Origin of the sequence: Brevibacillus sp. FSL K6-2834, from assembly GCF_038592925.1 — a bacterium.
GTDB lineage: Bacteria > Bacillota > Bacilli > Brevibacillales > Brevibacillaceae > Brevibacillus > Brevibacillus borstelensis.
Genome location: NZ_CP151945.1, coordinates 1648044 through 1665649, shown reverse-complemented (window position 1 = coordinate 1665649; position 17606 = coordinate 1648044). Strand labels below are relative to the sequence as shown.

Genomic DNA, 17606 nt, shown 5'->3' with positions numbered 1-17606 from the left:
GTGCTTTACGACGCATTCTTCAACACCTGCTGAAAGATACGCTTGACCTTCTTCGTGACGACACTGCTCCCTCCGCGTCCTTTCACATCTTCGACCATCATGGACAACAGCAGCTCCGGAGCATCGGCATCAAATCCGACAAACCATCCGTTTTCTTGGCCGTCCGCGTCTTTGCTCTGTTTCAATTCTGCCGTCCCGGTCTTGCCGGCGATGGATTTCCCCGGAATATATGCGCCGTGTCCCACTCCATCGGGGCTGCTGACCGCTTGAATGAGGTCTTTTCTCAATAGCGCCGCTGTCTCGGGAGTCATGGCTTGCTCCTTCCAGATGCCCGGCTCTTTTGTCTTGCCATCTTCCAGCAGCAGGGGGCGAGGGATATTGCCTTCGTTCACGAGTGCCGAATAAACCAATGCGACGTGAAGCGTGGTCATCTTTACTTCCCCCTGCCCGTAGCCGGTATCCGCAAGCAGAATTTCGTTCTGGATGCCGCTGTTCGAAAGCTGCGACTTGCTAAACGGATAGGGAATGGGCAATGCTTCGCCTATTCCGAACTTGGCGCTCTCTTTTTCAAATGCTTCGGCACCGATCTGCAGTGCTGCCTGCGCGAAGTATATGTTGTCCGAATAAATGAGAGACTTCAGCAGATTGACGGATTTCGCCGCATGGACGCGCGTGACGAAATAGTTGCCCCACGAACCGTCTTTGGCCCACGTCAGCCCGGAGATTTGTTTCTCTTCGCCGGGATCAATGGCATTTATATCCAGACCGATCGCAGCCGTGACGACTTTAAATGAGGAGCCGGGCGAATACCCCTTTGAAAACCGGTTCAAAAAAGGATTCCGGGGATCGTTCTGCCACTGCTCGTATTGACGGCTGGACAATCCGCGTATGAACGCATTCGGATCGTATGACGGGCTGCTCGACAAAGCAAGAATTTCGCCCGTCTTCGGCTGAACAGCCGCGACAGATGCCGACTCCTGCTTTACCTCGTCGTAGATGGCCTGCTGCAGGCTTGCATCGATGGTCAGCTTGATCGTTTCCCCCGGAACAGCCTTCGTTTCGGCAATCACCGCTTTTTGCTTGCCTTTTTCATCGGCAACGGCGATAACCGCTCCGTTTTTTCCTCTCAATCGGTCTTCGAATACTTGTTCCAAGCCGGCTTTTCCGATTTGATCGCCGATACGATAGCCCCGATCCTTGTGCCGCTTCAGCTCCTCGGCACTCATCTCGCCTATATATCCGGTCAGGTGCGCTGCAGCCTCGCCATACGGATAGACACGCAGTTTTTTATCCTGGAAACTCACCCAAGGGACATTTCTGTATTCCGCTGCGGTTTCTTCCCCCGCAAACGCGATGGGAACAAATAAATCAGGCTTGACCCAGGAAGCGCTCAGCTTTTTGTCGATCTCCTCCACGCTGATGCCCAGCTTCTCAGCCAGTTCCGCTTTATTCTTTTCCGCGGACTCCCCCAGCTTCCCCGGAATGATGCCAAGCTGCAGAGCTGCTCCGTTTAGCGCCAAGCCGTTTCCGTGTCTGTCCAGTATCTCGCCGCGCTCCGCTTTAATGGTCTGCACCCGCACCTTATCTCCCTTTTCCATTTGCGGGAAAATAAGCGAGGGCTCCCACTCGATCAGCCACTTTGTTTCCTTGTCGAGCTCGGTCTTTTTGAGCTTTAGTTGATGGTCGAAATCCAGCGGACCGGCAACCGTGTCCATTTTGACGTGATAAGGGACGGTCATTTCCGCTTTTTCCGCTTCGTCTTTGCCAGCGGGCTGCTGCTCCACGGAGATCTTCTCGATCGAAAGGTTCTTTGCTTCGATCCCGTCATAGATTTTCTCATAGCGCTGCGCGAATTGTTCGGCAGTCATCCCGGCTTTTGCCTCGGGCGTCAATTGTTCGTACATCTCTGAAAAATGCTGCTGCTGCCAGTCGGAAAGATACGCCTGCGCGACATCCTCGGGGTTTTCTTCCTGCTTGCTGCATCCAACCAGAGCCAAGATGAAAAAGAAGGCAGCCATCGTCCATACCTGTTTTTTCACTGTCCATTCACCCTGCTTTATTGAATGATAATAGCATTCCTTTCCTGGTCGCTCAGAAGAGGGCGACATTAGCCGGCCGGTCTACTGGCCGTACATGCGCTCCTCCTTCGTCGCGACAGCTACATCATAGGTCAGGGCGCATTCCCGATCAATAGATGAACAATGATAACAAAATGATAATGGGAAAACGAAAAAACGCTTGAGGCCACTTCAGAACCCCAAGCGTTTTGCGTCACGTTCATCAAACCATGATTTTGCAAATATCATTTGTAAATTCAACCGGATCTTCAACTGGCAGGCCTTCGATCAAAAGGGCTTGATTGTACAAGAGAGCCGTATACAGATTCAGCTTCTCCTTGTCTTTTTCATAGGCGTCTTTCAACGATTGGAACACGTCATGCTGAACGTTGATTTCCAGCACTTTGTCCGCCTTCACATTGGGGTTGTTCGGCATGGCGTTCAAGATTTTTTCCATTTCGATCGTCACTTCCCCTTCTGTCGACAAACAGACAGGGTGACTCTTCAATCTCTTGGATGCTTTTACTTTTTTCACTTTGCCCGCCAACAGGCTGGTCATATAGTCGAACAGTTCTTTGTTCTCGCTGTTCTCGGCTTCGTCGGCGCTTTGGCTATCATCCGCTTCGATGCCCAGGTCGCCGCTCGATACGGAACGGAATTCCTTGTCTTTATACTTTTGCAGCATCTTGATGGCGAACTCGTCGATGTCGTCGGTGAAATACAAAATTTCATAGCCTTTTTCGGCCACCAGCTCTGTTTGCGGGAGCTTTTCAATCCGTTCATTCGATTCCCCGGAGGCGTAGTAGATGTATTTCTGTTCTTCCGGCATTCTCGCCACATATTCATCGAGCGTAACCAGCTTTTTCTCCTTGGACGAATAGAACATGAGCAAATCTTGCAGGACATCCTTATGGCTTCCGAAATCGCTGTAAACGCCGAATTTCAATTGTCTGCCGAACGATTTATAAAATTGCTCGTACTTTTCTCTTTCATTTTTCAGTAGGCTTTGCAGCTGGCTTTTGATTTTGCTGGCGATGTTTTTCGCGATCAGCTTCAACTGCCGGTCATGCTGCAGCATCTCTCTGGAAATATTGAGAGACAAGCTTTCCGAATCTACCATTCCTTTGACAAAGCTGAAATGGTCCGGGAGCAGATCGGCGCATTTGTTCATGATCAATACGCCATTGGCATACAGTTCGAGGCCTTTTTCATATTCTCTGGTGTAATAGTCGAAAGGAATGCTCTCCGGGATAAACAGGATGGCCTGATAGGACACCGCGCCATCCGCGTTGATATGGACATGCGCGAGCGGCTTGTCGAAGCCGTAATGCTTTTCCGCGTAGAAGTTCTCGTAGTCTTCGTCCGTCAGCTCGCTCTTGTTTTTTCTCCAGATCGGAACCATGCTGTTGATCCGCTGTTCTTCCTGGTACTCCTCGTACTCGTTGTCGCTGCCTTCCTTCAGTCTTCTTCCGGTCACATCCATCTTGATCGGATAACGGATAAAGTCGGAGTATTTTTTGATGATCGCCCGCAGGCGGTACTCCTCCAAAAACTCGTCGAAGCTCTCTTCCTCCGTGTTTTCTTTGATCTTCAGGATGACGTCTGTACCGACCGTTTCCTTTTCGCACGGCTCAATCGTATAGCCGTCCGCTCCGGAAGACTCCCACTTGTATGCGCCGTCGCCGTTCAGCGCTTTGCTGATCACCGTCACGACATCCGCCACCATAAATGCGGAATAAAAGCCGACGCCGAATTGGCCGATGATCGCATGGCCGTCTTTCGTTTCGTTCTCTTTTTTGAACGCCAAAGAGCCGCTCTTGGCGATGACGCCGAGGTGATTTTCCAGCTCTTCCTTCGTCATGCCGATACCGGTATCACGGATGGTCAAGGTTCTGTTTTTCTTGTCGGCAATGACCTTGATATAGTAGCTGTCTTTGTCAAAGACCAGGCGCTCGTCAGTCAGCGCTTTGTAGTAAATCTTGTCGATCGCGTCACTCGCGTTGGAAATCAGCTCGCGCAAAAAAATCTCTTTTTGCGTGTAAATGGAATTGATCATCATTTCCAAGAGCCGCTTGGATTCCGCCTGAAATTGCTTCTTTTCCATTGGACATTCTCCCTTCCCCGGAAACTTGGTTCATCGATGTAGCGATCGCGATAGCGAATCTTTTTTAGCACTCTTTGGCCTTGAGTGCTATCCACTATTTTTTATAGCAATACTCCCTTTTTGTGTCAACGAGGTTTAGTGACAGAACGCTCGTATCACGCCTATCAATCCAAATCCAGTCTTGGCGGCCGGTCCTGCAGCTTGCCTATCGAACAGCCGGATCCGCTATCGGCACATAGCCGGTCTTTTCCACCAGCCACTGTCCTTGGGGCGACAGGATCCACTCGATCAGCCTGGATACGTTCGGATTGTCTCTGCCCGCTGTCACAGCGTAGAACTCGGCAGTCAACGGATACTCCTTGCTGCTGATCGTGCTTTTCTCCGGCTTTACTCCGTCCACCTCAAGCAGGCGAATATTGCCGTTGCTTGCCATCTCGGTCGCGAAATAGAGGAATGAATAGCCGATGGCGTTCTTGTAGTTCCGGTAGTTCGCCGTCTGCTCGATAATTCTCCCCATCCCTTGGACCACATCCTCCTGGGGAGGGGTCATCAGCTCCTTGTCTCCCATGAACCTCTGCAGCATGCTTTGGCTTCCGCTGTTCTCCGGCCGCTGGAAGGCGCGAATCGCTTCATTGGGGCCGCCGACCTCCTTCCAGTTGGTGATCTTTCCCGAGTAAATATCCTGGATTTGCCCGGTCGTCAGCCCTTTCACGGGATTTTCCGCGTTGACGAAAAAGACGAAGGCTTCCCGACCAATCGGCGTGAGCTTCAGCTCTTTGCCTTTCCTTTTGGCTTCCTCCAATTGCGATTCGGAGGGAGCAAAGGCAAAGATGACATCTGCGTTGCCTACGATCAAATTTTCGTATGCCTGCGGAGTCTTGCTGACCATCACTTCGCCATCGTACAGATCGTACTGCTTCTCTGGATAAACCGCCTGCACAAAGGCGGCATATAAAGGATAAAACGCTGTCGCTCCGTCAATTCTGGGCAGCCCGGATTCCAGCTTGAGGGTCGAGGGCTCCTCCAGCTTTGCCGCTTTCGTATATGGCTGAAACGGGCGGTACTGCTCCAAATCTACATCCTGCTCGCCAACGGTTTCGATACTGTTATGGTAGGCGTAGTTGATCTCATAGCCTGCCACGGTCAAGAGACACAGGCCAAAACAGACCGCCAGCGATCGATAAAGGATACGCGGCTTGATTGGAGTGAACATTCGCAAAATAACGAACAGAATGAGCACAGCCGTTACTACTGCCGAAAGCGGCGTATAAAATTTTACTCCGCCTTGCAGCGTTGTAAACAACATCGCCATGAAACCGAAAAACAGCAGGCCAGCGATGATCACGATGCAGCCAATGATTTTCCCGATAAGATTGTACATGTCTGCCCCCTTGCTCTTTTCTCTACTGCCCATTATAAGCGAATGTAAAAGAATGGCAAAAGGAACAAATCAAAAACCCCTGGTTTCCCAAGGGCTTTTGATTGTCCAGCTTACCCAACCGGATTCAAGCTCTCATTCGTCACATCAAGCAGGACGGCGTTGATGCCGTTGAGGAAAGCCATGGCGCTCGCCTTGATGATATCCGTGTCCATGGCCCGTCCGGAGTACGTTTTGCCTTGATGATCGATGCGAATATTGACGCGCCCGATCGCTTCTTTCCCTCTGGACAAGCTGTTGATTTTGTAATCCTTCAATTCCACGTCCAGTCCCACCAACGATTTGATGACACTGTACAAAGCATCGATCGGTCCGTCGCCGACCGCGCTGTCTGTAAATTCCTCGTTGCCCTTTTTCAGCTTGACAGTGGCCGTCGGATACTGGTCATTGGTCATCACCTGGAAGGATACCAGCTCATACAGTTGACCGCAGCTTTGCTGCTGAAGCGCGCGGTGATTGGTGACCAGGTAGTAGACGTCGTGGTCGTACACTTCTTTTTTCGAATCGGCCAAGGCGAGGAATTTTTCAAACAGCGCCTCAAAGTCAGCCGCATCGCCTGTGTCAAAGCCCATTCTTTCCACCGCATTTTTAAACGCATGGCGGCCGGAGCGGGCCGTCAAAATCAGTTCCATGCTCTCCGCCCCTACGTCTTCCGGCGAAATGATTTCATACACCTGTTTATCCTTCAGCAAACCGTCCTGGTGGATGCCGGAGGAGTGAGCAAAGGCATTTTCCCCGGTAATCGCTTTGTTCACCTGTACATCCAGTCCAGTCAGGTACGTGAGCAGCTTGGATGTTCGCAGCAGCTCTGTCGTTTTGATATTGGTGGAGCAATTGTAGTAATTCTCCCGGACCTTGAGTCCCATCACGACTTCCTCAAGTGATGTATTCCCGGCTCGTTCACCCAAACCGTTAATGGTCACTTCGACCTTTTCCGCCCCGTTTTTCACGGCAGCAAGTGTATTCGCCGTAGCCATCCCCAGGTCGTTATGGCAATGGACGCTCAGGATGACGTCCTCATTGAGATTTTTCAACCGTTCGTTGATCTTGCGGATCAGCTCGCCGAATTCCTCCGGGACCGCATATCCAACCGTATCCGGCACGTTGATGATGGTAGCGCCTGCTTTGACGACGGCTTCAATCGTTTTCCACAAATATTCGAAATCCGACCGGGATGCGTCCTCTGTCGAGTACTGCACGCGCGGAAGCAGCGTTTTGGCGTATTTCACCGCGTCGACCCCCATCTGCAGAACGGCGTCCTTGGAGCGGTTAAATTTCTTGTCCACATGGATGTTCGAGGTACCCAGCACGATGTGGATGAACGGGTCCTGCGCAAGCTTGATGCTATGGTACACGGCGTCGATATCGCTTTTGACCGCGCGCGCCAGTGCCGTAATCGAGACGGCGTCCCCTACGCTTTTGGCAATTTCCTGAACCGCTTGAAAATCCCCCTGCGACGAGGCGGGAAAACCGGCTTCAATCATATCTACCTGCAGTCGTTTCAACTGCTGTGCGAACTCGACTTTTTGGCGGACATTCAGTTTGGCGCCCGGCACTTGTTCTCCGTCGCGCAAAGTGGTATCCAATACGATAATGTTTCTTGTCATCTGTGCTTCCTCCCCAGTACTCCTTGTTTTCTGTATATCAAGCGGGGGCGGCTAAACCCGGACTTTAACCAACAAAAAAACCCCGTCTCTACGTATAGAGACGAGGTTGACCCCGCGGTACCACTCTACTTCATTTCCTGTGAAATGAGCTCATTCGATGGCCATCACCATCTATCCTTGTAACGGTGGAACTCCGGCTTACCCTACATTGTCAGGCAGCAGTTCATAGACGAGTTCGAAATGAATGATACTGCCGCTTCGCACCGACCAACGGCTCTCTGAAAGATCTTTTCATTTCTACTACTTCTACTCATAACCATTTGCTTGTCAAATTATTGGAAATTGTATTACATTCGTAAAGTTGTGTCAACAGGCAAATCTTTTTTATGCTTGGGGTATCTTGCTCATATCCCTGTACAGCATATTCCACCGATGGCCGTCCAAACGGTGAAACCGATCCCGTACATCCATCCCAAATCCTTGTCGCGATGGAGGCGTCTCTTTTTAAGACGCCGCTACACTCTTAGTGCAATCTCTAGTTTCTCCTGATAAAAGGTTGATTCATCACCATAACCCGTGCTAGACATTGAAAAAACGCAGATGTTCCTCTATCGTGGGAGTTGTCGAGACAACCACTGAAAAGGAGGAAATCTGCGTTGTGCCTTGATTTTAGCACAGACTTTGTCAGACTTCCATCATTCCATCTCACTCATTGGGAAAAAACAACGGAAACGGATTGGATCGCTGTTCTGGAACCGAATTCTGCTTGTTATCTTTGTCCGATCTGTCTCCGAGCCAGTACCAACCATGCCCGTCCTGGACGGCGTATTCTTCGTCATCGTTTCGTTCCTTCTTGGGGGACCGTCTGGGTATCCGTTCCCGTGTATCGCCAGCGCTGTGCGAGTTGTGGGCTTACATGGACAGTGGAATGGAACGGTATCCCGCCTCGAGGATTGGTCACCTCTGCTTTTCAAGAGATGGCGGTGGATATGTGCCGCGGCCGGGATTTGCTCTCGGTTGCCAAGCAATTGAGTGTGGCCTACTCGACACTCGAACGCTGGTACTACCAACTGGCCCCCCAACGCCTTGCTCAACCAAAAGAACATGAAGCTCCTGAAGTGGTCTGTCTGGATGAGTTTGCGTTGCAAAAAGGACATAAGTACGGCGTGAACCTCATGGATGCTCAAACCGGTCATATCTGGCAAGTCACAGAAGGACGTTCACGTGAACAGGTACGAAACGCCCTGCAGCAATGGCCCTTTCGTAAGGCTCCCCATGTAGTTGTCACGGATTTGGCTCCAGGAATGGCTGAAACAGTACGCCAAGTCTGGAAGCATACCCTTGTGGTAGCAGATAAATTTCACGTGATCCAGCTTTTCTCGAAAGCGTTGGAAGCTACCCGAAAACGCACTCATGCTCGTGGAACACATCGTCGGGGCAGACATGAGCAACGCCTGCTCCATACGATCCCTGACAAGCTGAAGCCCGAAGAGCTTCAGGAACTGAAGAATTGGTTAGCAGAAGATCCACACCTCAAACGACTCTACTTTGCGCTTCAAGACATAAGAACCGTGTATGCCGTTCAAACCCAAGAGGCAGGCGAGGAAGCACTTCAGAAATGGATTGACGACCATCTCTATTCTCCGACTCCTGCGGTTCGTTCCATTGCCAAAACGATTGTCCAGTGGCGAGAGCCCATTCAGAATTATTTCTCCTTTCGGGTAACGAATGCCAAGATTGAAGGGACACACAACAAAGTGAAGGTGATCAAACGAAGAGCCTACGGCTACCGCAATCTAGAGAGATTCAAGATTCGCATTAGACTGGAGTGTAAACCGGCTACATAACTACGAAAAACTGCGATAGAGGGAGATCAAGCACGTTTTACGGTGAAGAGCTAAAAGGTTGTAAAAATTCCGTATTATGGCTTATCCTAAACCTAATCTGGAAGGAGAGGACGTGCAAACCGGTAATGGTGCGTACAGAACCAATCATTGCAGTGAATGATGTGAAGGCCAGTTCGCAGTGGTATCAATCGCTGCTCGCTTTCCAAAATAGCCACTCCAACGGCATATTTGATCAGCTTGTTGATACGGATGGAACCATCCTGCTTTGCCTGCATCATTGGGGTGATCATGGGCATCCGTCGTTACTGAGTCCGGATCATGGAAAGCCTGGAAACGGGCTGTTGCTCTTTTTCCGGGTTGACGATTTCGACCGTGCATGGGAAAGAGCTCAATCGCTTGGAACAAAGATTGAGGAAGAGCCCCATCTTAATCCGTTTGCCGGACACAATGAATTCACCTTGCGCGATTTAGACGGATATCATATCACAATTTGCTCTGTACCGGTTTGAGGTACGGCAGCACTCCCGACTCTCTCCTTTCGTTGGAAGGCGGCCTTTCAACTGCAGTAGCAAATGATAAACGCCACTACGGCAAAAAGAGAACCGATCAGAAACACCTTCTGAAAGGCCGATGCCCAGCCCCTCTTTGGAACCAACGAAAACACCGGCAATTCAGCCGGTGTAAGGAAGCGTATTTATCCTTCTCAATCCTCCCTGTTTTGCAGGGGAATGAGTTTCCGTGCCCTTTCGTTTCTCAGCCAAATCGCTCCCCAAGCCAACACCGCGAGATAGACCGGAAACAGGACATGGCTGAAAAGAGGAGCATCCATGCGAATGTGTGTAGCGATGGCCCCCCCGAAATAGCCGGTCAGCAGGACCGCGCCCAAAAAAGCTGTACGAGGAATCGCGTAAAGAATCGTGGAGATGAGTCCGAGTGTACCAATCACAGCAAGATGATGCTGGGCGTATCCGAGCTGCAGTGTTCCTTCCACTACGGGAGCTGGTTGAATAAATTTGAAAATACTGTCGAAGAGCATAAACAAAATGACAAGTCCGCTCATGATTCGCGCCGTCCACAGCCGGCTTTTTGAAATGCTGTTCATCCTGTCATTTCTCCTTTCCTCATTTTCCACTTTCGGGCGTTTTTACGATCAAGCTTCATTTCCATTCGTAATACCTTCCTTACCGCTTTGCTCTGACTTCTCCCATCCTCCCTTTCCCAGCAACCAGGATCGTGCCTCTTGTATACGTAAATAGTAGCAAAACAAATCATTCCTGGTTTCTTATGGATTGCTGTCATACGCTAGATGCCAACTCCATTCAAAGAAAATACCACGTCCGCTGACGTGGCTTGAATGTGTTTGTAAGCTCCAGCATGTCGGCAGGATCAATCCTGTACTCCTACACTGACCATACACCGAATACAAGCGGCAAGTTAACCCTCAATCTCCCAGGCCGGATTCCAGACTACCTCCCACAAATGGCCGTCCGGGTCCAGGAAGTGCCCGGAGTATCCGCCCCAAAAGGCTTCATGCGCCGGGTCTGTTATCACGGCCCCGGCCTTTTCGGCGAGTTCCATGATCTTGTCCACTTCTTCTTTGCTGCCGACATTGTGACCGATCGTAAATTCGGTTGAGCTTGGCGATGCCAAAGGAACCTTCGCCTCATGGGCGATGTCCTTCCGCTGCCAGATAGCGAGCTTGAGCCCGGCTTGCAGGTCAAAAAAGGCAACGGCGCCGTGTTCAAATTCTGTACCGATGATCCCCTGTGTCTGCAAACCGAGTCCGTCGCGATAGAATGTCAGCGATCTTTCCAGATCGTCTACCCCCAATGTAAGAACGGAAATTCGCGGTTTCATCATCTTGAACAGTCCTCCCAGAGCTGATTTTTTTATTCACTTTTCACATATGATCGCCGATTGCCACCCTTTTTTATAGTAAAAAACGGACACGTTTCTTTGCTTTTTACCTGTTTGAAAACCTGGTTGGGAGTCAATCCATAATAACGTTTAAATTGATTGATCAAGTGCGCCTGATCGTAATAACCGTATTTTACAGCTACGTCAGCGAAATGGGACTGCGATCCATTATTCAGCTCTCGCAGCAAGCTCTGAAAGCGGATGATGCCTGAAAGCTCTTTTGGGCAGACCCCCAGCTCTTTTTGAAAGCCTCGTCTTATATTCCGGTCACTGTATCCGAGCAAGTCAGCCAAAGAGCTCATCGAAACCATTCCGCGACTGACGTACATGTATTGCAGACTCGTTTGCAGCAGATCGTCGGAATCAGCTGCCTGTGCATGCAAACATTTCAGCAAATCGAGCAGTTCGCGCTGCACGGCAGGTGTTTGAAAAGGAAGATACATTCGCATGTGAATTCACTTCCTTTTGATCATAGATTCATCGACGCCGGGATTGTATGTGCGGCAATGCTCATAATTCAGCAGTATCGAGGGATACCGATTTTTGTCTTCTCTGAGCCCGGTACTGCCCCGGCGTCAATCCCGTCCATTTTTTAAATGCAGCTTGAAATGCGCTTGGCTCTGTATAATGCAGCAAGTAGGCAATCTGACTGATGGAATACTCGTGCTTGTTTAAATAAACCAACGCGATTTCCTTGCGAACGCGAGCCGACAACTCATTATAAGACGTACTCTCTTCCTTTAGCTTCGCTTGCAGTGATCGCGTACTCATCTGAAACGATGCTGCTGTCTCCTGCAAAGTCGGAAGAGACGCAGGCATGCACGCCATCATCCATTGGAAGACACGGTCCGAAAATTCCCTTCCTCTGAGCAGCTTCTCTCTGACTTCTTCTGCGATCGGTTCAAAAGCTCTCCGCAATCGCGGATCTGAATACAGGATCGGATATTGCAGAACCTCCTTGCTCATGCGCAGCCCATTTTCCCGCCCGTCAAAGCGCGGCTCTACGCCGAATATGGACAAGTACGGGCCGTCATCCGCAGGAGCTGCATGGGCAAATTGCAGCTCCTTTATCGCAATGGACCGGTTGCTCATGCGGGCAATCAAATGATACAAGGAGCTGACCATATCCTCCACGCACTGGCGGGACATCGGCGTTGGGGTTGTCTTGTAAAACCGGAGGATCGCATCGTCTCCCTGCTCCTCCCAATCCAGATTATACCCGCTGCAAAGAATCACGTTGTACCTTTGATAAGCCTTCAGCGCATCGACGATTCTATCGGAGTGCATCATGACATAGCCGAGAATGCCCATATCGGCGATGTCCGTAAGCTCTCCCTGATGCAGGCCGAAATAGTCGTCCTGCGTAAACCGGGCGGCTTCGTTCATCAACCGCACCAGCTCGCTCTCGTCTATGCGGGCGTCCACATCCTGCAGCTTCGCCATGTCAAAAGAAACGTGACGGCAAAACTGCCCGAAATCGAACCCTTTTTGCGCGATGGTCTTCATGATCGGGTACACCATGGAAATGGCAAATCCCTGGTCATCCATCAACGTCCAAGCCTCCCTTTTGCGCAAAACAACAACATTTATGCGCTTTGCATCATTTATGTGTCCGAAATTCATCCGTTATACTGAATACAGTCCTTCTTTCCATCCTATCACAATGAATGAATCGCATCGGAAGGCTACGGTTTTTGCTCCCGCCCGGCAGTGTGTGCAAACCGCGGAGGCAGCCATTTTTTTCATAATACGCACAAAGGGGGATACAGAAAGTTGAATATTCTCGTAATCAACGGACATCCCGATCCGGAAAGCTTTTGCTCTGCCTTGTCCCATGCTTATATGGAAGGGGCCTCCAGCACATCGGCACAAATTCGGACCATCGACTTGAGCCAAATTGAGTTTGATCCGAATTTGAAGTATGGGTACCGGAAAAGAACCGAGCTTGAAAGCGACTTGCAGGAAGCGCAGGAATTGATCCGCTGGGCCAACCATCTCGTCATTGTCTACCCGACTTGGTGGGGAACGATGCCTGCCATCCTGAAGGGATTTTTTGACCGCGTCTTTTTGCCCGGGTTCGCGTATAAATACCGAACAGATTCTCCATTATGGGATAAGCTCTTGACCGGAAAAACGGCGCGTTTGATCGTCACTATGGATACGCCTGCCTGGTACAATCGCTTGATCTACAGACAAGCCGGGCATCTCGTGATGAAACGAAACATCTTGCATTTTTGCGGGATCAAGCCAGTGCGTGTGACCGAAATCAGCCAGGTGAACTCTTCATCGGAGAAGCAGCGGGCCAAATGGCTGGAGAAAGCAAGGCAGCTAGGCTCCAAACTGGCGTAACGCCGACGGATACTGTCATTCACTGGCGATTCGCAGCAACTTCCCGCTCTCCTATTTGTAAGTTGCCGACTCCGTACGGACGGACTCGCTGTCCATTGCAGCTTGGACTTTGATTGTATGCGGACCGCTCTCCGTGTTTGCGATGGCAGAGCTCAAGGAAAAATGGGGTACCTGCAGCACCGCCTTGACCGATTCGCTCTTCTCAAGCACGCTGCCCCTCCAGCGGTATATGTTTACATCCGGCCAGTGAAGGTGCAAGCCTTCAAACTGATTGACCAGTTCATCCGCTCCGTCTCCGTCCAGGTCTGCAAGACGCGGGTTCCCCCAATCCTCAAAGGCGAACCATTTGTCTTGGGAACTATCATAGTAAAAATAACCCATCCTGGCCGGTCCGTTTGCAGCTAATGCCGCTGCACCCTGCAGCACGTAATTTGAGCCCGCAGCGGCATGGTTTTTCTCCAACAAGACCACGGAAGCCTTTTTCTTTTGAATGGCGTCTTCAATCAGACTGGCAGAAAAACATTCCCGATAGCCGAACGTCTCTCCTTTATGTTCAAGAAGAGCAACAGCCTGGTAATCGGAACCGCAAGAGGCAACCGGATTTGTTTCTTTAAACACTTGCAAAAATGCCGGGCTTCCCGCTACGTTTCCGAATGGAATGGTTCCGGCATGCTCCCATGTCTGGGCAGGCTTTGCATTTTCGAGTTCTGTAAGCTCAACCGCTTGGAACAAGAGTGCAGCCTGTTCAGGGAACGAATACGCAGCGATGCCTTCTGCTTCCGGCTCCAAACGTGCTTGCAAGCCATAGCCTTCTGAGCGAACCGTTTTTTCAAGGCCATCCCTGTCGACCCGTAAGGTTGGTTCGGATTCCATTGGGTTGCCGCAAGCACTTGCAGCTACTACCAGCAAAATCATCACTGTGCAGAGATGAATCCGTATGTTACCCATCAGCTTTTTCTGCTCCTCGTACAAATTTCAACTAAATAGACGGCTGATCCCATGAAAAGTTTCCTTCTGGCCTGCCATGAGGTCCGTTCAGTAAAAAACCACGTCTTCCACAACGTGGTTACATTTATTTCGTGAAAACCCAGAAGGTACTTGCTCTATATCGAAGAATTATATTCGAAATGGCTACCAGCCACACGAATTATGATGAAGGAGAGGAACGGATGGAAAAGTTGATCGAGGAGTACCGCCAAGACCATGAGCTGCTGCGAGAAGCCGTTGAAGGATTGTCTGAGGAGGAGTTGCGGTTCCAACCTGCACCGGACAAATGGAGCATCCACCAGATTCTTATTCATGTTGCAGATGCCGAAATCTTGGCGACACATCGGCTGAGAAAAGTCTTGGCGGAGGAAGAACCGCTTCTCCTGTCATTTGATCAGGAAGCCTGGACGGATAACCTCGGATATGATCGGTTGGACCGCAAGCAGCATATGCTCCTGTTCCAAATGCTGCGGGCCAGCATGCTGCCGCTTCTCGAAAATCTGACTCCCGAGCAGCTTGAGCGGGTCGGGCAATATCCCGATGGAGTGCGGTACACGTTCAAAAAGCTGCTGGAATTGCGCGTCCAGCATGTCCGTGACCACCTCTCCCAGATTGAGCGGGTAAAGCAGGCATTTCGGGAGCATAGGCTATAAGGAGGACTCTCCTTCGCCCGACCTAACAACAATCTACTTGGGCCGGAGCGTTAGCACATGGCCTGTTTCCTGTGTGTCCGCGATGGATGTGGCATGGTACACTCCCTCGACCCATGCACCAAACTGATCGTCGTACCAAGGGCTTTTTACATGTCCCGACTGACCGGGACCGACTACATGATACCCCTTTGTCAAATCATTCGTATCGACGACAAACCGCCAGGATGCCCCGTGGTTGATGAGGCCCGTCTTTTGATTGTAGCTGGCGGCCTGGACAGTTACGGCGCTCCCCCCTGCCGGGATCGGTTTTGCCCAGTTAAAGAGGTAGTTCAGTCCGGTCACGCTGGACAAGGGGTGAAGAAAAGACATTTGATGAGCCTCGCCCCACTTCCATTTCTCGCTGTTTGTTCCGTGGGCAGCTTCGATTTCCGCAATGGCTTCCTGCAAAGCAGCGTGAAGCACCTTGGAAAGCCCTCCCTTCTCCTGTACCCAAGGACCCGGCTTGCCGGTGTGGGCTCTGCGGATCAGATCGTCGACGATTTGCCTCTTTCCTTCAAACAAGTCATTCATGCTGTCCGGTATTTGCTCCTTGAACAGGACATTCGCCACTTGCCGCATCCACGTATGAAATACGAGAGGCGCAGCCAAATCTTTGTCGTCGACGAAATTCCATGTTTCCAGCACAGCGAGAACAGCCTTTTCTTTCTCCGTGAGCGGCTCCTTTTTCACATGCTCCAAAAAGATCGGCACGAATTCATCAGCCTGCAGGTTTGCTTGATCCATTTGCAGCTTTTGCATGTCCTCCACGGTCAGCTTTTCCTTTGCCTGCAGCACCTGCTGTATTCTCATTTGACGATACGGCTGTGCCCAGACATTGCTGATGTGGTACGGATAGCTGTCATCCGTGACTTTGTAATTCGCGCTGGAGATGAAGCCCTGCTTTGGATTCACAGTCTTGGGGAGCTGGTCGTACGGGATGTACCCCGTCCACTCGTATTCATCTGTCCACCCGGGAACAGGGACGAGGCTGTTGCCCTTTTTGCGGATGGGAATTTTCCCGTTTGCCTTGTAGGCGATGGTCCCATCCTGTGCGGCAAATACAAAATTTTGCGTCGGCGTGTGGAAGTCTTCCAGCGCCTTTTCAAACTCGTTCCAGTTTTTCGCTTTATTCATCCGCAAAACCGCTTCCAGCTCCCGGGATGGCTCCAGCGCCGTCCACTTCAACGAGAAAACGGTATCTTTGCCGCTATCTTCGGCGAACTCCGAAATAACAGGCCCATGTCTCGTAATGGTGACCTGATACGGGATCGTCTCTTTGTCCTTCACCCGGATCGGCTCATCGATGACCTGTGCTTCCTCCCATTTCCCCATGTAGAGAAACTGGCTCGGCTGCTCCGGATTTCTTTTTTCGATATACAAATCCTGTACATCCGGTCCCGTATTCGTCACTCCCCAGGCCACATGCTCGTTATGGCCCAGAATAATCCCCGGGACTCCCGCAAAAATAACACCGCTCACATTTACCGAAGGAGCCTTCAGATGGGTCTGGTACCAAATGGATGGCGTCGCCAGGGACAGGTGCGGATCATCCGCCAACAGCGGCTTGCCCGACGCGCTTTTTTTGCCGCTAACCACCCAGTTGTTGCTCCCATTGAATTCAGGGGGAATGATCGCTTTGGCAAAGCTTTTCTCGACATCTACTTTTCCATCCCCGATGGGCGGAATGATCGGAGGCCCCGCTTTTTCCTCGTTCGGGAACAGATCGTACGCCTTCTCTTTCGGAAAATGGTTCAGGAGGTAATAGCGAAACGCTTGCCCTTCCCAATGCCCGCCCAGATCATAGGCCATGTATTTTCCGATGGTCAGCGAGTCGAGCGGCGTCCATTCCTTTGGCTCATAGCCCAGAAGTGCAAATTCGATGGGCAAGGCTCCCTTTGCCTTCGCCTCGCTGATGTAGGCATTCACCCCGTCTGCATACCATTGCAGGATATCCTTGGCTTCCTGCGAGTAGACCTCATGGGAGAGCTTTGCCGCTCTGCGCAATCCGAGCGTCCGGAAGTATTTATCGCGGTCCACAGCCTTCTCGCCAATGACTTCGCTGAGCTCGCCGGATGCTTGCCTTCTGCTCAAGTCCATTTGAAACAGGCGGTCCTGTGCCGTAACATATCCTTGGGCCATGAATAAATCATGCTCGTTGCTGGCGTAAATATGCGGGACGCCATGCTCATCTCTTGCGACCGTTACCGATTCTGCAAGCCCCGCCACGGAAAGCTCGCCTTCGATCTGCGGCAGCGACCTTGCTATGTATGCGTTTGCGATTCCAAATAAAACAGCGCTGATTACAAGCAAAACAACCACTGCGGCAACAACAATCTTGACCGCTTTTTTCCTTCTGCTCACCTTCTGTTTTTGAAGCACAGCTTCCATTGAACTCGCCCCCCCTTTTGTACAAGGTAAAAAATGAATGACTATTCAGTTAATTTTCTTTAGTATACCACAAAACCGCCCAATAGAAAAAAATTCCAACCCCCCCGAAACCTATCCCCGGATTTCCCGACGATCTTGAGTCGTTCCTGCATGCAAGCTGTTGCCCGTGCACTGGCATTTCGCGGATGCCCGTATCGATTTGAACGTTCCGGGCGTAACT

Annotated in this window: 14 protein-coding genes and 1 other annotated feature; of the genes, 4 read left to right on the top strand and 10 right to left on the bottom strand. The window is 50.9% G+C overall.

The window, feature by feature from the left end; genetic code table 11:
- Positions 1-5: 5 nt before the first annotated feature.
- From NST96_RS08250 to NST96_RS08235, 4 genes are all read right to left on the bottom strand, one after another.
- Positions 6-2018 (bottom strand): penicillin-binding transpeptidase domain-containing protein, encoded by a 2013-nt coding sequence (locus tag NST96_RS08250; protein WP_327986057.1) that lies wholly within the window; start codon positions 2016-2018, stop codon positions 6-8.
- Between the two features lie 262 nt (positions 2019-2280).
- The gene (gene htpG / locus NST96_RS08245) at positions 2281-4161 is read right to left on the bottom strand and encodes a molecular chaperone HtpG (RefSeq protein ID WP_342406002.1); all 1881 of its coding nucleotides are present in this window, start codon (positions 4159-4161) and stop codon (positions 2281-2283) included.
- Positions 4162-4366: 205 nt separating this feature from the next.
- Positions 4367-5542 (bottom strand): substrate-binding domain-containing protein, encoded by a 1176-nt coding sequence (locus NST96_RS08240; protein ID WP_342406000.1) that lies wholly within the window; start codon positions 5540-5542, stop codon positions 4367-4369.
- A gap of 110 nt (positions 5543-5652) precedes the next feature.
- Positions 5653-7206, bottom strand: a complete 1554-nt coding sequence (locus tag NST96_RS08235) for a 2-isopropylmalate synthase (RefSeq protein ID WP_227277562.1) — start codon at positions 7204-7206, stop codon at positions 5653-5655.
- A gap of 93 nt (positions 7207-7299) precedes the next feature.
- Positions 7300-7529: a binding site (T-box leader), on the bottom strand.
- Positions 7530-7862: 333 nt separating this feature from the next.
- Between NST96_RS08235 and NST96_RS08230 the strand changes: the two genes are divergently transcribed.
- Entirely contained in the window at positions 7863-9053 is a 1191-nt protein-coding gene (locus NST96_RS08230) for an ISL3 family transposase (RefSeq protein WP_172920624.1), read from the top strand.
- 125 nt (positions 9054-9178) lie between these two features.
- Positions 9179-9562 (top strand): VOC family protein, encoded by a 384-nt coding sequence (locus NST96_RS08225; RefSeq protein WP_342405997.1) that lies wholly within the window; start codon positions 9179-9181, stop codon positions 9560-9562.
- Positions 9563-9756: 194 nt separating this feature from the next.
- Here NST96_RS08225 and NST96_RS08220 read toward each other — a convergent pair whose 3' ends face one another.
- The 4 genes from NST96_RS08220 to NST96_RS08205 all read right to left on the bottom strand — a co-directional run bounded on the left by NST96_RS08220 (position 9757) and on the right by NST96_RS08205 (position 12518).
- The gene (locus NST96_RS08220; RefSeq protein ID WP_003387896.1) at positions 9757-10155 is read right to left on the bottom strand and encodes a DoxX family protein; all 399 of its coding nucleotides are present in this window, start codon (positions 10153-10155) and stop codon (positions 9757-9759) included.
- Between the two features lie 332 nt (positions 10156-10487).
- Positions 10488-10910: a VOC family protein gene (locus tag NST96_RS08215; protein ID WP_024984441.1), complete on the bottom strand. Its 423-nt coding sequence runs from the start codon at positions 10908-10910 to the stop codon at positions 10488-10490.
- 32 nt (positions 10911-10942) lie between these two features.
- Positions 10943-11419 (bottom strand): helix-turn-helix transcriptional regulator, encoded by a 477-nt coding sequence (locus NST96_RS08210; RefSeq protein WP_122958099.1) that lies wholly within the window; start codon positions 11417-11419, stop codon positions 10943-10945.
- A gap of 61 nt (positions 11420-11480) precedes the next feature.
- Positions 11481-12518, bottom strand: coding sequence for an AraC family transcriptional regulator (locus NST96_RS08205; protein ID WP_031932271.1), 1038 nt, complete (start codon positions 12516-12518; stop codon positions 11481-11483).
- A gap of 225 nt (positions 12519-12743) precedes the next feature.
- Between NST96_RS08205 and NST96_RS08200 the strand changes: the two genes are divergently transcribed.
- On the top strand, positions 12744-13319 hold the full coding sequence (locus NST96_RS08200; RefSeq protein WP_243013949.1) for an NAD(P)H-dependent oxidoreductase: 576 nt from the start codon (positions 12744-12746) through the stop codon (positions 13317-13319).
- Between the two features lie 51 nt (positions 13320-13370).
- Here NST96_RS08200 and NST96_RS08195 read toward each other — a convergent pair whose 3' ends face one another.
- Positions 13371-14267, bottom strand: a complete 897-nt coding sequence (locus NST96_RS08195; protein ID WP_342405993.1) for a hypothetical protein — start codon at positions 14265-14267, stop codon at positions 13371-13373.
- 221 nt (positions 14268-14488) lie between these two features.
- On the opposite strand from NST96_RS08195, the gene NST96_RS08190 reads away from it, so the two are divergent.
- Complete coding sequence (locus tag NST96_RS08190) at positions 14489-14959, top strand: DinB family protein (protein WP_003387906.1); 471 nt, start codon at positions 14489-14491, stop codon at positions 14957-14959.
- Between the two features lie 33 nt (positions 14960-14992).
- Here the strand turns inward: NST96_RS08190 and NST96_RS08185 are convergent, their stop codons facing one another.
- Positions 14993-17386 (bottom strand): penicillin acylase family protein, encoded by a 2394-nt coding sequence (locus tag NST96_RS08185; protein WP_171506632.1) that lies wholly within the window; start codon positions 17384-17386, stop codon positions 14993-14995.
- Positions 17387-17606: the final 220 nt, after the last annotated feature.

Coding starts and splice junctions, on each gene's coding strand:
- NST96_RS08210 (WP_122958099.1), bottom strand. CDS start 11,419: ATGCGAATGTATCTTCCTTTTCAAACACCTGCCGTGCAGCGCGAACTG.
- NST96_RS08250 (WP_327986057.1), bottom strand. CDS start 2,018: ATGGCTGCCTTCTTTTTCATCTTGGCTCTGGTTGGATGCAGCAAGCAG.
- NST96_RS08215 (WP_024984441.1), bottom strand. CDS start 10,910: ATGAAACCGCGAATTTCCGTTCTTACATTGGGGGTAGACGATCTGGAA.
- NST96_RS08235 (WP_227277562.1), bottom strand. CDS start 7,206: ATGACAAGAAACATTATCGTATTGGATACCACTTTGCGCGACGGAGAA.
- NST96_RS08220 (WP_003387896.1), bottom strand. CDS start 10,155: ATGAACAGCATTTCAAAAAGCCGGCTGTGGACGGCGCGAATCATGAGC.
- NST96_RS08190 (WP_003387906.1), top strand. CDS start 14,489: ATGGAAAAGTTGATCGAGGAGTACCGCCAAGACCATGAGCTGCTGCGA.
- NST96_RS08240 (WP_342406000.1), bottom strand. CDS start 5,542: ATGTACAATCTTATCGGGAAAATCATTGGCTGCATCGTGATCATCGCT.
- NST96_RS08205 (WP_031932271.1), bottom strand. CDS start 12,518: ATGGATGACCAGGGATTTGCCATTTCCATGGTGTACCCGATCATGAAG.
- NST96_RS08185 (WP_171506632.1), bottom strand. CDS start 17,386: ATGGAAGCTGTGCTTCAAAAACAGAAGGTGAGCAGAAGGAAAAAAGCG.
- NST96_RS08225 (WP_342405997.1), top strand. CDS start 9,179: ATGGTGCGTACAGAACCAATCATTGCAGTGAATGATGTGAAGGCCAGT.
- htpG (WP_342406002.1), bottom strand. CDS start 4,161: ATGGAAAAGAAGCAATTTCAGGCGGAATCCAAGCGGCTCTTGGAAATG.
- NST96_RS08195 (WP_342405993.1), bottom strand. CDS start 14,267: ATGGGTAACATACGGATTCATCTCTGCACAGTGATGATTTTGCTGGTA.